Origin of the sequence: Eubacterium sp. AM46-8 (assembly GCF_003466705.1) — a bacterium.
Taxonomy (GTDB): domain Bacteria; phylum Bacillota; class Clostridia; order Lachnospirales; family Lachnospiraceae; genus Lachnospira.
Genome location: NZ_QSEU01000006.1, coordinates 99,405 through 116,374, shown reverse-complemented (window position 1 = coordinate 116,374; position 16,970 = coordinate 99,405). Strand labels below are relative to the sequence as shown.

The window sequence follows — 16,970 nt, the reverse complement described above, 5'->3', positions numbered from 1 at the left end:
TTTTGCTTAATTAATCTTCTCTATTCCAAGAATATCTTTCTGAATAACTTCCATATCAAGTACTGTTATAACATCACTTCCAGTAAGTTTAGCTGCTTCATAATAAGCACCTGACAAACCATCTCCAATTCCAAGTATTGATTTCTGGATTGCCTCCATATCGAGAACATCTATTGTTCCTGTTCCATCTATGTCTCCCTTAACAACGATTGAAGAAGTATTTAATATTTTATTATCTTCTTTATATTGAAGTATACATCCTGTTTTAATTATCTGATTATCATACATTATCTTGCCTGATGAGTCTAATATATTAATTTTCACACCTAAATCATCATAATAACTATGTAATTGATAAACATTTTTATATATATTAGCCTTTATGTATGGCAAAACAACAGTAACCCTGCAGGTAGCATTCTTCTCATTAACACTAGTTGCTGTAACTATCGCCTCTCCAGCTTTTTTTGCTAATATCTTACCATCAGAATCAACTTCTGCAACCAAAGTATTATTACTATCCCACGTTATCGACTTTGATAAAGTTGTATTATCTGGAAATATATTAGTTGTTAGTTTAAAAAAATCGCCTTCTTTAATAACAACATGTGTTTGACTAAGTTCAACATCTAATATTGGAATATTCCCATCCTTATCACTTAATGCTATCTTCTCTTCTTTAACACTTCCATCATACATAATCCATTTTATTATTATGTATTCTTGATTTTGTATATCTATACCATCAATCAAAAATTTACCATTATTTAAAACATTAATTTTTATTCCTGATATATACATATCTGCTATATTAGCAGCAACCCCTGTCATATACAACTTACCTTCACTATTAATTGCCTTATCTATACGCACTGGAATATCTGGCAAAAAATTTGTATCAAATAAAACTGTTCCTGAAAATGTATTATTACCTGATATGCAAACTTCTCCATTTCTATACAAAGATACTTGTCCATATGAAACATACTTTCCATATAGAGACTTTGCTGAAATATTTACTACTTTTAATCCTCCAAGTACATAAATGTCTCCTGTAACTATAACATTCAATAATGATACAACTGCCTCTGAGCCTATATATACATCTCCATTTATTACTGTATTACTAACTACTGTACTCTCTGAATACACCGTTATATCCTGCATTGGAGTAATACTTTCATATCTGCTATCTACATATACCTCAATATTTCCTGCCGATAAATCTGCTTTTTCTTCATAAAAATCATATACATTACTATTATGAATTTCTATTTGATTATCATATATATCCTCTGCTTCTATCCAACTTATTTTCCATATTCCACTTTCACTTGTCTCTTTTATTTCTATTTCCCCTTCATAATATCCTGTAATATTATTATATGTTAATACCATAGATTCTGTATTCTTTGTCTGTGGTCTCTGATAAAACATAAACACATGCTTTATCTCTGTTTCATCTGTTATTCTTATACTTACCTTTACACTATCCCCTATTTTGACCTGCTTTTTATCTACTTTTAACGATTGAACATTTATTTCTGGTGCGCCTATATCCGTAGCATATACATATGTTGGAACAATATTAATAACCATTGTTAATTCTATTAAAAGTGTCATAATAATGCTTGCAATTCTCTTAATCAAACAACGCATAAAAAATCCTCCTCAATATTTTAAATAAACCTGTCATATTAAATGTACTCAATCTAATATGACAGGTTAAAAAAATTTAATTAATCTTCTCTATTCCAAGAATATCTTTCTGAATAACTTCCATATCAAGTACTGTTATATCCACACCACCTGATAATGAAGCAGCTTCTTTATATGCTCCCGACAGCTTATCTCCAATTCCAAGTATTGATTTCTGTATTGCTTCCATATCAAGAACATCTATTGTTCCTGTTCCATCTATGTCTCCCTTAACGACAATCTTTGCTGTATCAACAACTTTTCCGTTCTGGATAGACTGAATTGTACAACCTGTTCCTACTTTATCATATACCTTCAATGTGTTACCTTCACTATCTATAACAGCTATTTCAAGTCCTGGTAATTCATTCTTGATATCTTCAACTGATGAGTTTTCCTTAAGACCTGAGAAAGTCTTCTCTTCTGTACCCTCAATTGTCTCTATCTTTATTGTAGAATCTTCCCTTAAAGCTGAATCATTTAATTGTCCATTAGATAATATATATTTGAATCTAACTGCTCTGTTATTAACAAAATATATATCACCCGCAAGACCACTGTAATATGAAATTATTCCCGTATAATTCATTACATGCTCACCAAAATATGTATACATTTTATTTAAATAAGCACCTTTATTAGTATCATAATAACGTACAGTTACATATCCATTGTCATCTGATGAAACTCTTATACTATTATAATTATCATTATTATATAAATCATCTAATCCTATATTAATTTCTTTTTCATTGGCATCATATAATCTATATCTTCTTATTCCATCTTCATAAGGCGCATAAATATATGATCCCGTATCACCTATTTTCTTTAAATACGGACTAGTAAATGAAGTACTCTCATACTCTGTAAGTCCTTCTGATGTCATCTTATATCTTTGTCCGGACTCTGAGTATAAATATATGTCTTTAGTAGATGCATATAAAACTTGCGTACTATCAACTTCTTTTATATTATTTTCAAATCTTTTATACATTTTTGTTATTCTTGTATCACAAGTTACAGTTGAACCGTTTTTTAATGTTATTGTCTTATCAATATTTTCACCAGCATATAAAATACCATATGAATTACTTACTTGACCCGAATGCCATATAATCCTTCTTATTATACCATATTCAAGGTATTCATATTCTTTATAATCACTAGACTTTGTTACAACCACACTATGTACTGAACTATCATCATCCATAGTAAAAGAAAATACAAGTCCAAAATCTTCAGCATAATATGAAACTTTAGAATAACTTGCTTTTCCAGTCATTTCTTTTAATTTAGCAACTGCACCTGCCTGTAACTGTGCTAATTTAACTTTTATGTCACCGCCATCTGAGACAAAATAATCTGCTCCATCCGACAATGTAAATATTCCTCCTTCTTCACTAGAAAACCCTGATGCCTTTTTGATTTGTGAATCTGAATCAAACCATTTGCTTCCATCTTTATTGCATATATTTAACACACTACCATTCGAATCTTTTAATGTGTATAATCCTTTACCTTTACCTGTGTTACTGACAATATATGTAATATATTGATATTCTCCATCAATTACCATTTCTTCTTCCATTTTATTATTGTAGATAGTTGTCTTTCCGTCATTAACACATAAATATTTATACTTTCCAGCAACAGGAAATGATTTCAAATAGCCTTCTCGTTCAATCACCTGATTTGTTGTATAATTATAATATCCATATGAGTTTTCGTGATACAGCAATACAGCTATATTATCTTCTGTATCAGCAAAACCACTCGTTCTGCATTTTTCACCCTCATACCATTTCTTTCCAGAGAAATCCATTAATGCAGATGTTCCATCTTCCATTTCAAATAATAAGAAATATGATGTATATACATAATTTTTATTAGTTGTAAAATCTTTTACATTTGTACAATTATCAACTGAAAATAATGTATTACCATTTGCATTTACAAGCGTAAAATCAAATACATTTTCACTTGTATACTGTTTAAGTCCATATGTATAACCTATTTTATCCGCATTATACACATTTACATCATCAAACCATTCCTGCCCATTAAATGTAACTAATACACCCCGATCATCAATTGCCCCTATCTTTGAATCTTTTTCTACAATACTGTAATCATAGTATGTCTGTGATACTGATCCATATATTGCATCATATATCTGATTGCCATTTTCATCTTGATTTTCTAACACATGGTCAACCCCATCCTTATCAACAAATGCAAGTGTTGAATCTGATGAAAGAGATACTTTATCTTTTATAATTCCCTTATTAGTATATGTTGAATCTGTAACATTTGATAAAAGTATTATTCCTTCATCATATGATACACCTGTGCTATACTCATTATCTCCAATCACATCAACATATTTAGTGTTAATATCTGATTGTGCTACTTCATCAGCATAACTCTTTACCACATTCCCATTGCCTGTTATAAACATTCCGGTTGTCATAACAAGCGCCATGGCTGCTGACACAGCCTTTTTCACTGTTCTTTTCATTCTTTTTCCTCCATATAATTAATTATTTTTCAGCCCATAAACTGACGATACACATATCCCCAGTATTATCCAGAACATCGGATTAACTGTTACCATACTGTCGTTTACAAGACCGTATATCATAAATCCCACACCAGCCACAAAGCCTGCCCCGGCGACTGATGCAAGATTATGCTTCTTGTTATCAGCGTAACCTGACTCTATACATTTATAATTCACTATATAATTCCATATAACCATTGTGAATATTACAAGCATTGCTACTAATGCAACACATCCTTCTTCCATAGCTGTCTGCAGATACATGCTATGTGGCTTGTCAATTACGAATTTCGTACTGCCATGTGTGTTAAGCAGTCCTACATAATCATTCTGTTTGAAATAATATGCAAATGTTCCTGCTCCATGACCAATTAATATTGTTTTGCCAAGCATAGGCAGAGTGTTTGCCCATGCATATCCACGCCCTGTAAACAGCGGATATAACCATCTGCCACAACGATTATCTCTTGAAACATCCGTAACCTTAGAGCCATTCTGGCCAACTCCGTAAAATGTGTTATCTGAAACATAAAATTCAATCGTATCATCGTATCCAAGATCAATTACAAGCTGGTTATATGAATTCATGGTTATCGTCACCATTGAATATCCTTCATTGTCAAAATAAATCACATCATCTGAATTACTGACTTCCAGCAGATTCCCCTGACCATCCGTAAACTGTAATGTCCCATTATCGACTTCTATACATAATTCCTTACACGGTCCAATAATCCTCAATCTGTTATCTTCAAGTCTGATATCATCAAGCTGAAATTTATCTGCACTACTGTTTACTTCATCAATTGTTTCATTAACTGCTATATTCTTTCCTGTCTCAAGAAGTTTTCCACCAGATACAACATTTGCAATAACAATTACTGACACCATGACAAGTACATACACGGAAAATCTCTTCCACATACGTTTCAGATTTCTAATATGAATAATTACTGTAAGAATAATCTCAATTATTAATACATAAAATGAAGCTGTTGCTTTTGACTTAAGTACACAAAACATCATTCCTGCTGACAGCATGCCATATATAATCTGCCATATTCTTCTGTTCTCAGTCAGAAAACAATTCCACATAAAAGGAAATAGCAAAATACAGAATCCGCCATAATAATCAGGATTGTAAAAAGTAAGCGAAACCATATCAGAAAATGCTGATACTTTAAGGTCTGACACAACTCCCTTATACGCTGACGGGGTTATCATATTTCTTATCCAGTCAATCTCAAGCAAAGGCTTGTAAAACGCTTCTACACATGTAAGTACAATTGTCACCATTGCAAGTACCAGTATGATATTCTTTAATAATCTGCTGACATTCTCATAGAAAAAATAATTCATTCCTCCAAGAAATAACAACATATATGATACAATCACATATATGCTTTCATATTCCGATGGACTTCCTGTTCTTACTGTAGCATGATATTTCGAAAAAACTGCTGACAGCACTGTCATGATAACAACTACTCCCGCAGCAATTACCATTATTCTGTTGCTTTTACTTCTTACAGGCGTTTCTTTTATTATGTTATCTGGAAATATGTTCTCACCTATGATGAAACACAAAATCAATATTCCAAGAATGATAACAACAAATGCTTTATAATACAGAAAAAAATCAACAGACAGTCCATCTGAATTCTGAAAATATTCTGATGCCGTTGAATCCAGCTTTACAACCTTCATGTATGTAATCCATGGAATAACTGCCATACATATCATTATCATTAATGCAGCCACTCTTTTATAACGTGGTTCATTGTTTACTGGCTTTACTGCGTGCTTAACTTTATTCATCCTTATGTTTTTTCTTTCTTGTCATTATCAATGCATATGCAATACATATAACTATCACCGTAATACCAATTATTGCAATTAATAATACATTTCCTTGTTTCGCTTTATTATTACTCTCATTAGAATCATTGCTTTGTGAAGAATATGTTGCTGCCTCCAGTCCATTATCTTTATTGACAGACTCATTATTGGCTGACTTGTTGTCTGAAGTGACATTATTATCATTCACATTTTGTTTAGTCTGATTTTCCACTTCTTCTGTTAATAAATTACCAGATTCGTTGTATACTTTTTTACCTATAGAATCATCATTAACTATATTCTTAACAGTGTCATTAACCGAATAAGAAATATCCACATTGTATCTTTCTGATATTGCTTTCTGTCCATTCTGAAGCACCGCATTACTGACGTTTAATGCACTTCTTAACTGTTCAGAATTATTAATACTGTTCTTAACCTTGAAACTAAGTGAGAATATATCCTCGCTGCCCTTTTTCAAAGGATCTGATACATTGATATACTGATATACAACCTTTCCATCGTTAACACTTACATGATCAAAGCCCATACCGCCATTATTATCAGCTATCTTTTTAATAGAAGACATATCAATATCTAATACATCATAGTCATACGATAATTCGATAATCATCGTAGTTACTGTTCCTGAAAACGTCTCATCATAATTAGTTATTCTTATGTCAACATCAACAACATCTCCTGATGTATATTCTGATTTATCTGTTACAACACTAAGATTAATCTTATTCTCATCAGCATAACTAATCATCGGTGTTATATTAATACTGACTATGATAACCAGTAACAAATCAATCGCAGCTCTTCTTAAATATCTTTGCAATCTATTCATATCCTTAACCCAAAGAAGGGCGTAATTAATATACGCCCTTCCATTCTATGCACTATTACTTTCTATTCTTTCTTATATATGGAACTGTGCAGGCTGCTGTTAATACTGCTAATAACGCAATCATTATATATACATACATATTAACTGCATCACCTGTCTTAACTCCGCTAGTGCTTTCTGAATCTGATGAAGGTGTTGTTGTGTTACCTGTTTCATCCTTAGAATCTTCTGTAGCCTTATTTTCTTCTTCAAGAATCTTATTTACTGATTCCTCAAGTTTTGTTAAGCCCTTAATATCGCATTCTTCCTTCTCAGCATCTGACATTGCTTCATAATCTGCTCTCAGTTTCTTAACAGTTTCAATATCCTCTTTAGTGATATTTTTATTAAGTAAATCTGTTACTGATTTATTGAATGCATCAACAGCATCTCTTGTCTTAATTTCTACTGTAAATGTTGCTGTTTTGCCTTTATATGTCACTGTAACAGTCTTAGTTCCTGCCTTAGCTGTATCTACATCTGAAAGCTTTACTGCCCCTGTTATATCTTCTGTTGTTCCATTATTGTATACAGCCTGAACACTAAATCCTGTTAAATCGAACTTCTGTCCTTCAAGATATGTTCCTTTAGATGGAGCATTAACCACTTTAATCTCTGTTAATGTCTTGGCAACTACTGTAAATGCAAATTTCTCAGTAATATCTCCAATCTTAACTGCAGCCTCAGAATTTCCTACCTTGTCTGTATTGTAAGCAACCATATCCTCAGTTACCTTAACAGTTTCTTTAGTACCATTATCATATGTCACTTCTGCATTAATTCCAGTTAAATCAAGCTTCATTCCTTCAACAACTGACTTATTATCTGTTCCTGAAAGCTTCACAGAAACTGCCTTCTTGGCAACTACATTTATTGTAAATTCCTTTGTTAAGCCTTCTACTGAAACCCTGACTGTTGCCTGTCCTGTTTTATTTGTTGAATAAGTAAGCATATCTTCTGTAATATCAACTGTCTTAGATGAACCATCATCATATCTGATTACAGCTGTCATTCCATTAACATCAAGTTTCATTCCTTCAGTTACACTCTTTCCTGTAACTCCATTAAGTTCTAATGACTGTGCTGTCTTATCAACAACGTATACCTTAAATGTTGCTGTCTTTCCCTGATATGTAACTGTTACTGTCTTTTCTCCAAGAGTAGATGTATCTACTGATGAACACATATCTGATGTAACATCAATAACTTCAGTTGTTCCGTTATTATATGATGCTGTAATCTTGGCACCACTGAAATCTACAGTCTTATTAAGGAAAAATCTTGTCTTGTCCGGCTGTGTTGTAACTTCAATTTTCTCAAGAGTCTTAGCAACTACATCAAATGTAAATGTCTTAGTAAGACCTGCCACTTTAACTGTTGCTGTACTCTGTCCTACTTTAGAATTATCGTATGATACCATATCATCTGTAAGTGCAACATTCTCAACACTACCATCATCATATGTGATATCTGCTGACATTCCTGCAACATCAAGCTTTGTTCTTTCAATAATACTCTTTCCATCTACTCCGTTAAGAGTCATTGAAACAGCCTTCTTATCAGCAACTACAACTTCAAATGTTGTTGTCTTTCCCTGATATGTAACTGTTACTGTCTTAGTTCCGGCTGTGCTTAAATCAACTTTACTGCACATGTCACTTGTCATATCAATCTCTTCAGATGTTCCGTTAGAGTACACAAGCTTAACCTTACCACCAGTAACATCAATGTCATTGCTGCCTGTGAAATAATTAATCTTATCAGGATTCTTAGATACTTCAATTGAAGAAAGTTCCTTTGCTATAACATTAACAGTTGTTGGCATAGTTGTATAAGTAAACTTTGCTGGTGTATTAAACTGCTTAAATATAGATGAATCACTTAAATCAAATGAAACACTCTTATTATCGCTAATATCTGACTTTACTCTTAACTTAAACTTATATACTACTGAAGTTGAATTCTCACCATTCTTATCTGTATCAAGATAATAAATGTTAGGTCTGTTTTTCTTATTAATGTTATATGACATAACAGCTTTTGCCATATCTACAGCAGAATCAAAATTAAATCCATCATCAATCAATGTAGTTGAATCTTCGTCAAATCCAACAAACTCAAAAACGCTTGTATCAACTGGAACAAAAACCTGCCACATAGATATAAATGGATTATCTGAGTTGTTAGTTGTTGGCGTAAACTTCTCAATATTAACGGTAACTGTTACCTCATCCCCTGGTCTGACATCTGTCTTATCAGTTGTTACAGATAATGTTATATCCTTATCATTCTCATCCGCATTTGCATTAACAGATGAAAGTCGGATACCACTATACATAGTAACAGCTAACACTAATGCCATAACTGCTGCCAAAATTCTTTTTTTCATGTATTTTCCTCCTGCACATTTGTTTTGCACCTATATAAGTGCAATAAATCATACCACTACATTTTTAAAAAATCAATATACATTTAAGAAACAACATTACAATAAATTAATTCAAATACTCATCATGCTATGCATTTGTTTGACTGTATACGATTAAAAATAAATATTATATATCTATGCTTTTTAGCACCTATTTAAGTGCATTATCTCTTCTATATTTCTTCATAATAAAATATAAATATCAAAAGGAAGGTCTTATATGAATATAGAATATGAAAAGCAAATGGGTAATAACATTAGACGATTACGCATGTACTATGAACTTACTCAGGAACAGTTATCTGCTAAATTACAGATAAAAGGGATAGATATTACACGAAGTGCTTTAGCTAAAATCGAAGTTGGTCAAAGACATATATATCCAGACGAAATTAAAGGTATAAAAGATATTCTTGATATAAGTTATGATCAAATATTTCCAGATAATTTTAACCAATAACAAATCCTTTTAAGAATTCAAGAAGGAGCATGTCACCTGTTATCTTGGGCAACATGCTCCTTCTTATCTATGTTATGTTATTATTTTAAATAATTCATATAAGCTTATTCCTCAATCTGATAATATCTGTAAATGTAACTTTTACTCCTCTTTCACTTAATAATCCCCTAATAAAAAACAAAACCCCTTCACTTAAACTAAGCGAAGAGATTCATATTACACAATCTCAAGCACATGCTCCGTAACATTCTTATCCTTATCAACACCAAATGCCTTAAACACAGGATTATCATTATCCATAAGGGACATAATCATATATACAGCAGTCGAATCATATGCTAGTCTCTTATCCTCCTCAGAAGGTCTTGCAGGAGTCTCCGGGTGAGAATGGAAATTGCCAAGCATAGTTAATCCAAGACTTCTTGCATCCTTGACTGCTGCGAACTGTTCTTTAGGATCCATAGTAAAATGTACATTATTATGGTCAAGATTAGTAAGAAAATACACCTTCTCAATAGACTTAACATTCCCATCAACAAATCCCGCAATAAGCCCACAAGATTCATTAGGAAGCCCATCTAAGCAATAACGTACAATTGAATCATAATCCACCTTTTTAATTCGTATAACCATACCTGTCCTCCAAAACAAAATTATCACTTTCAAACTTATCCAGCGTAAGCCCCGCGCACACGCTGGAAGAGAAAACATATATAAGCAGAATAATGAGATAATCATGTGCAGCGCACTTTGGAGTCACCGGCACTTAGCAAGCCAACGCCTTCGGCGTTGGCGAGCTTAGTACCGCTGTGAACGACAAGTAGCGAAAGCGTGCCTGCACATGATTATCCCATTATTCTGCCATCACATATATTTTCTCTTATTACTTATGCATATCACATTCAGCCTGTTCATAATCAATAAGTTCATGAATTGTAGGATTATCTCCGCATATAGCACAATTATGGTCCTTTGGAAGCTTAATTGTATGGAATTCCATCTTTAAAGCATCATATGTAAGAAGTCTTCCTGTAAGAAGGTCTCCCTTTCCAATGATATACTTGATAGCTTCCATTGCCTGAAGACTTCCGATAACACCACCCATTGCTCCGATAACGCCTGCCTGCTTGCATGTTGGAACTGCATCCTTTGGTGGTGGGTTCTTGAATACACATCTGTAGCATGGTCCTTCTCCTGGTACATAAGTCATAAGCTGACCCTTGAATCTGATAATACCTGCGTGTGAGAAAGGCTTCTTAGCCATAACGCACGCATCGTTAATAAGGAATTTTGCAGGGAAATTATCTGTTCCATCAATGATGAAATCATAATCCTTGATAAGCTCCATAACATTCTCAGATGTAACGAATTCTCTGTAAGTCTTAACTGTTACATCAGGATTGATTGCTTCCATTGTTTCTTTAGCAGATTTAACCTTTGCCTTACCGATATCTGCTGTTGAATGGATAATCTGTCTCTGAAGATTAGATAAATCAACTTCATCAGCATCAACAATACCGATTGTTCCAACTCCGGCTGCTGCCAGATACATAGCTGCAGGAGCACCAAGTCCGCCTGCACCGATTATAAGCACGCTCGCATTAAGAAGCTTCTTCTGGCCTTTAGCTCCAACTTCCTTTAAAATAATGTGGCGTGAATACCTTTCAAGCTGTTCATTAGTAAACGCCATTAGTATGCTCCTCCTCCCATGAAATATAAGAATTCAACTGCATCGCCTTCATTTAACTTTGTTGTCTCAAAATCATCTCTCTCAACAAAATCATCATTAACAGTAACTGTTACATATTCCGGATTCTCAACATTCTCCTTGACGATAAGCTCTGCTACTGTAATTCCGTCTTCATATTCCTTCTTGTTTCCTGCAACTGTGATCTTCATAACATTCCTCCCTGTTAACTAATTTAATCCTTCAAATAATCCAAGCAGTGCATCCTTAGTTGTCTTTCCTGCAATTCTGCCTGTCTCAGCACCTTTGTTGAATGCAACAAATGTAGGTGCTGCCAATACTTCATATTTAGAAGCAAGCGATTCATCAAAGTTTACATTTACCTTGTAAACATTAAGCTTTCCCTCGTAATCATCTTCAATGTCTCCTACAACCCCTGCCATCATCTTGCATGGGATGCATGAATCTGAATAGAAATCCACAAGAACCGGAAGTTCTGACTTAAGAACCAGTTCTTCGAAATTCTCTGCATTAGCTCTGGCTGCCATAAGCCCTCCTTTCCTTAATCCTCGTCTTCTACCTTTCTAACGATAAGATTATATGTACCATCCTCATTAGCTGTAAGCTTTAATATCTGATGTCCCTCTTCCTTAATACTTCTTGGAACATTCTGAACAGGCTCGCCGTCATTCATTCTGACTGCAAGAATCTGTCCGTCATCTAACTCCTCAAGTGCTACCTTTGCCTTAACAAATGTTGTTGGGCAGACCACATCAGTAATATCTACTGTATCATCAATCTCAAAATCAGCCATTGTATGCCTCCTTAATCTTCTTATAGAATTCTTCTCTTCCAACTCTGTCGAGTGTGAACTTAAATCTTTCACTTGGCTTTGCGTTGTCTGCAAAGAACTGGATTGCCGCATCACAGACACGGAATAACTGTTCTTCAGTTCTGATAAGCGGAAGTGGTGATTCACCCTTGCTTATAGAATTACCAAATGTTCCTGCAAATGAAATGATATATGCAGAAGGTGCGTCCCACGCATCTGTTGGACAGGATTTAGCGCATCTGCCGCAGTAATTACATTTGTCATAATTAACTGCAATCTTGCCATCCTGCATAGTGATTGCACCTGTACGACAAGCCTTCTCACATACTCCACAGCCGATACATTTGTCTTCAATCCACTTAACATCAGCAGCACCCTTGATACCAACATCATTCTCCTCTGCCTTAAGACAGTTGTTCTGGCATCCTGTAACACCGAACTTGAACTTGTGTGGAAGCTCTCTTCCGAAGTATCTTTCGTCTAACTTAACTGCTATGTCATATGAATCTATGTTACCACTAGGACATATTGTATTGCCCTGACAGGCTGTGACTGTACGCACTCTAGGACCACATACACCAGGTCTGCAGCCGCCCTCTGCAAGTTCTTCCTTAACAGCATCTATATCTTTAAGTTTAATAAACGGAATCTCAACGCCCTGTCTTGATGTAAGATGGACATGTCCGTCTCCATATTTTTCTGCAACTTCCGCAATCTTAATGAGATTCTCGGCTGTAAGATATCCACCTACAACCGCAAGACGAAGTGAGAAGTTATTCTTCTGCTTCTGTCTCATGAATCCGCCCTTCTTAAGTGTTCCATAATCAACTTTCTCTGCCATAATATCCTCATTTCCGTGCCATGCACTATTCATTATCAGTAGACTCTAAGGCTGCTCTGAAATCTTCCTTAAGATCATCTATATCCTCTATTCCTACGCTGACTCTTATCAGATCGTCATACACTCCCGAAGCTTCCTTATCCTTATCGCTTAGATGAAGTGCTATAGTAGAAGCCGGATGTATAACAAGTGTCTTCGTATCTCCTATGTTAGAAACAATATTAGGAATCTTTAATGCATTTATTATCTTAAATGCTCTCTCCTTGCTTCCAACCCTGAATGTTATTATCGCACCATAGCCTTTAGTAAACTGCTTATCAGCCACTTCATGATACGGACTGCTCTCAAGTCCCGGATAATTAACTGTAATTCCTTCAAATGTGTCTAAGTATCTGGCAAGTTCATACGCGTTAGAACAGTGTCTCTCCATTCTGAGCCCTAATGTCTCAAGTCCCAGATTATTAAGGAATGCATTCTGTGGTGAAAGACATCCTCCTGTGTTTCTGAATAATCCGTTACGAAGTTTAATTATATATGCCATTGGACCGAATTTCAAATATGGTTTAAGTCCCGGATACTTTTCTTTATCAAACTTGAACTTTCCATTAAAGGTAAGTATTCCGCTTATCGCATCACTGCTTCCATTAATGTACTTTGATGATGAATTAACTACCACATCAGCTCCAAGTGTAACAGGCTGTATAAGATATGGCGTTGATACCGTATTATCAACTATAAGCGGAATTCCATGTGCATGTGCAACATCCGCTACTGCCTTGATATCTGTTACATCAAGCTTGGGATTACCGATTGTCTCTGCAAATACAACTCTTGTCTTATCTGTTATAAGTTCTTCAAAACACTCTGGCTTATTATCAGCCACATATTTCACTGTAATGCCAAAGCTTTCCAGGTCTTCAAACAGTTCGACTGTTCCACCATATAATCCACATGAAGCAACAACCTCATCACCCTGTCTTACAATATTAGCTATAGAATTAAATATTGCCGCCATTCCGGAAGAACACGCTACACTTGAAAATCCTTTTTCCAGCTTGGTAATTCTTTTTTCAAATGCTTCTATCGTCGGATTATTGATTCTCGTATATGAGAATCCCATCGCCTTATTATCAAATATTCTCTCCAGTTCTTCTGCACTCTCATGCTTAAATGCACTTGACTGATATATAGGAACAAGTGTTGCTCCGTTAGGATAATCGTCAACGCCATCATGCAGCAGTGATGTGTTAAAACCACTCATATATTTCTCATCCTTTCATCTGTTATGCGATGAACATTCAATATTTATTGAACTGTCCATATATTAAACCCTTTTACCTAGTATGTCAATAGGTTATTTAAGAAAAAATATAACTGCCTGAATAATCTCAGGCAGTCATGAACTATCATTAACATTTACTATATAATATAACTGTCTATTCCCACATTAGAATTAACAAGATCTGCTATTGTAATATTGCCGAAGTAATCATTAACAAGCTTCTCAAAACCTTCCCACATCTGTAAAGTCTTACATTCTGCCGCCTTCGGACATCTGTTAGGCTTCTTCTCAAGACATGCAACCGGTGCAAGTGAACCTTCTGTTACAAGAAGTATACTAAGCACTGAATAATCCTCCGGATTGCGTGCAAGCTTGTATCCGCCACCCTTTCCTCTTAGTGATATGAGGAACTCATTCTTGCTTAATGTTGCAACAATTGCTTCAAGATACTTCTCAGAAATATCCTGTCTTCTGGCAATATCCATAAGTGGAATATATTCTCCTGTATTATGTTCCGCAAGATCAATCATGACCCTGAGCGCATATCTTCCCTTTGTTGAAATCTTCATATATATAACCTCATTTCTTATAACACATTAATACTGTATGTTAAACATACTTTACCACAATGTTTGTATATTTTTCAAGTGTAAAATAAATTTATTTGACGGGAATGCTTGCCGCAACGCATAATTCTCCCCAGCCTCTGGCTGAATCAGGCCATACATTTCCCACACGTGTTGCACCATTTATAAGGTATGCTTTAAGCTTTTCACCATACATATATTGGTCATTGCCCTTCACAATCCCCCATTCCATCAGCATAGCAGCTGCCCCCGTAACCATGGGTGTTGCAAAAGATGTCCCCGTAACAGTTTTCTCCTTATTTCCTGGAATTCTTATATTAACTCCCGGTGCTGTTATGTCAGGTTTTGCATACAGCAGAAGGCCGCTTTTTACATTAACTCCCCTGCCTGAAAATGTGGCCGCACTCCCCGGAGCACGCCCATTGGCGCCAACACATATTGCCCGCCTCGAAGTCCCCGGTATTGTAAATGTGTACTCAGGCGACGGCCTTAAAAATCCTGTTGCACTGCTTAATGTTGAAACCGGAGGAAGCCACATATTAAAGAATCCATCCAACACATTTGCTGCGGTAAATCTTATATCCCATATTCCAGAAGTAATATATCCGCTTGTCGCAACTATGGCTGCATATATCTCTTCACCCATATAGAATGGTCCCGGTCCATACGCCTTTGATACGATACGCATATTCTTAATGTTATGATGCACAACCCCCGCATTTCTTTCACTTATAACCAGTCTTTCCCCTGTTGGCGCAATAAGTTCAATTCTTGCATTGTCCATTGCCCTTTTCCATATCTGTATACTTATCTGAGGCTCATAATCACCAATTGCAAGCTCTTCATCCAGTACATTTCCACTGACAAGCTGACCTGAATAATGTGTTCTTCCTTCTCCTTCATTGCCAACACCTATACATATACTGCATCTGTATGTTGAACAGCAGTCATCTATAAACATTTCAAATATAGAACTGCCCTCATGATTGCCATAAGTTCCACCATAACTTATATTAACCGCAACCGGCTGACTATATTCAATAGCTTTTCTTATGCAATAATCAACGCCTTTCATAATCTGCGTTGTCCTTATGTATGCATTTCCCCCTGAATTTCCCAGCTTTACAATTAAAATGTCAGCATCAGAAGCAACACCGCTTCTTCCACATGCAATAACTGCAACTTCATTGCCATGTCCGGTTACATCTCTTGCCGGCAGTGTCTTTACAGCTCCATTCTTGTAATCCTCCAGTATACTGTTAATTTCCATATCAGAATATGTAATACCTGTTGTCTGATCCCATAACGCCTTAATTCTTGTATTCCCTGAGTCATCAAGAAATTCATTATTACCTATATCTATTCCCGAATCAATTACCGCTACAAGCACACCTTTTCCGGTCACGCCTCCATACTGGGTTTCTTCTGCTTTTGCAACATTAACACAGGCTTCTGACTTAGCTGCATACAATTCAAAGTATAATGCCTTAGGCTTTTCAATAAATATAATCTCTGGTTCTGTGGCAAGTGCTTCAATATTATAAATCGTTGTTCTTACAATCCAGTATCCACACAGAAGCTGCGTAAACTCTGCATTTGTATAAATGCTTCTAATCCTGTCCAGACTTCCAGCCGTCTTGACAATTATCTCCCACGTTCTGTCAGAGTCATCAAACCCTGCATCCATATCAGGTACCTGCTGCCTTATATCTTCACTTGTATCAGCACTAATCTGCAATAGATTCTCAATTCTCGGATTCACACATAATTCTCCGGTTAAGTTCACATAATATCTATGCTGACAACTGCAATAACATGAAAACAGCTGATGCATACGCACCAGCCGTTAATTAATTCAATA

General features: G+C 35.2%; 15 protein-coding genes. 1 reads left to right on the top strand and 14 read right to left on the bottom strand.

The window, feature by feature from the left end; translation table 11 throughout:
* Positions 1-6: 6 nt before the first annotated feature.
* The 5 genes from DW963_RS05900 to DW963_RS05880 form a co-directional block, all read right to left on the bottom strand.
* Complete coding sequence (locus tag DW963_RS05900) at positions 7-1,623, bottom strand: Ig-like domain-containing protein (protein ID WP_158568630.1); 1,617 nt, start codon at positions 1,621-1,623, stop codon at positions 7-9.
* 112 nt (positions 1,624-1,735) lie between these two features.
* Entirely contained in the window at positions 1,736-4,219 is a 2,484-nt protein-coding gene (locus DW963_RS05895; protein ID WP_117914244.1) for a hypothetical protein, read from the bottom strand.
* An 18-nt stretch (positions 4,220-4,237) separates the two neighbouring features.
* Positions 4,238-6,079: an O-antigen ligase family protein gene (locus tag DW963_RS05890; RefSeq protein WP_117914242.1), complete on the bottom strand. Its 1,842-nt coding sequence runs from the start codon at positions 6,077-6,079 to the stop codon at positions 4,238-4,240.
* A complete protein-coding gene (locus DW963_RS05885) occupies positions 6,072-6,953 on the bottom strand; it encodes a hypothetical protein (protein ID WP_147347583.1) in 882 nt (293 codons plus the stop codon). Before DW963_RS05885 ends, DW963_RS05890 begins: the two co-directional genes overlap by 8 nt.
* 55 nt (positions 6,954-7,008) lie before the next feature.
* The gene (locus DW963_RS05880) at positions 7,009-9,381 is read right to left on the bottom strand and encodes a bacterial Ig-like domain-containing protein (protein WP_117914239.1); all 2,373 of its coding nucleotides are present in this window, start codon (positions 9,379-9,381) and stop codon (positions 7,009-7,011) included.
* A gap of 259 nt (positions 9,382-9,640) precedes the next feature.
* On the opposite strand from DW963_RS05880, the gene DW963_RS05875 reads away from it, so the two are divergent.
* Positions 9,641-9,880 (top strand): helix-turn-helix domain-containing protein, encoded by a 240-nt coding sequence (locus DW963_RS05875; protein ID WP_117914237.1) that lies wholly within the window; start codon positions 9,641-9,643, stop codon positions 9,878-9,880.
* A 216-nt stretch (positions 9,881-10,096) separates the two neighbouring features.
* Here DW963_RS05875 and DW963_RS05870 read toward each other — a convergent pair whose 3' ends face one another.
* The 9 genes from DW963_RS05870 to DW963_RS05830 all read right to left on the bottom strand — a co-directional run bounded on the left by DW963_RS05870 (position 10,097) and on the right by DW963_RS05830 (position 16,871).
* Positions 10,097-10,513 carry a M67 family metallopeptidase gene (locus tag DW963_RS05870; protein ID WP_117914235.1) on the bottom strand — a complete coding sequence of 139 codons (417 nt, stop codon included), beginning with the start codon at positions 10,511-10,513 and terminating at the stop codon, positions 10,097-10,099.
* A gap of 250 nt (positions 10,514-10,763) precedes the next feature.
* Complete coding sequence (gene thiF / locus DW963_RS05865; RefSeq protein WP_117914233.1) at positions 10,764-11,570, bottom strand: thiazole biosynthesis adenylyltransferase ThiF; 807 nt, start codon at positions 11,568-11,570, stop codon at positions 10,764-10,766.
* Positions 11,570-11,779, bottom strand: a complete 210-nt coding sequence (gene thiS, locus DW963_RS05860; protein WP_012738891.1) for a sulfur carrier protein ThiS — start codon at positions 11,777-11,779, stop codon at positions 11,570-11,572. The genes thiF and thiS overlap by 1 nt, the downstream gene beginning before the upstream one ends.
* 18 nt (positions 11,780-11,797) lie before the next feature.
* Complete coding sequence (locus DW963_RS05855; RefSeq protein ID WP_117914231.1) at positions 11,798-12,115, bottom strand: thioredoxin family protein; 318 nt, start codon at positions 12,113-12,115, stop codon at positions 11,798-11,800.
* A 14-nt stretch (positions 12,116-12,129) separates the two neighbouring features.
* Positions 12,130-12,381, bottom strand: coding sequence for a sulfurtransferase TusA family protein (locus DW963_RS05850; RefSeq protein WP_117914229.1), 252 nt, complete (start codon positions 12,379-12,381; stop codon positions 12,130-12,132).
* Positions 12,374-13,240, bottom strand: a complete 867-nt coding sequence (locus DW963_RS05845) for a ferredoxin-like domain-containing protein (protein WP_117914305.1) — start codon at positions 13,238-13,240, stop codon at positions 12,374-12,376. Before DW963_RS05845 ends, DW963_RS05850 begins: the two co-directional genes overlap by 8 nt.
* Positions 13,241-13,265: 25 nt before the next feature.
* On the bottom strand, positions 13,266-14,501 hold the full coding sequence (locus DW963_RS05840; RefSeq protein WP_117914228.1) for an O-acetylhomoserine aminocarboxypropyltransferase/cysteine synthase family protein: 1,236 nt from the start codon (positions 14,499-14,501) through the stop codon (positions 13,266-13,268).
* A 158-nt stretch (positions 14,502-14,659) separates the two neighbouring features.
* Positions 14,660-15,091, bottom strand: a complete 432-nt coding sequence (locus DW963_RS05835; protein ID WP_117914227.1) for an RrF2 family transcriptional regulator — start codon at positions 15,089-15,091, stop codon at positions 14,660-14,662.
* A 91-nt stretch (positions 15,092-15,182) separates the two neighbouring features.
* Entirely contained in the window at positions 15,183-16,871 is a 1,689-nt protein-coding gene (locus DW963_RS05830) for a S8 family peptidase (protein WP_158568629.1), read from the bottom strand.
* Between the last annotated feature and the right edge of the window lie 99 nt (positions 16,872-16,970).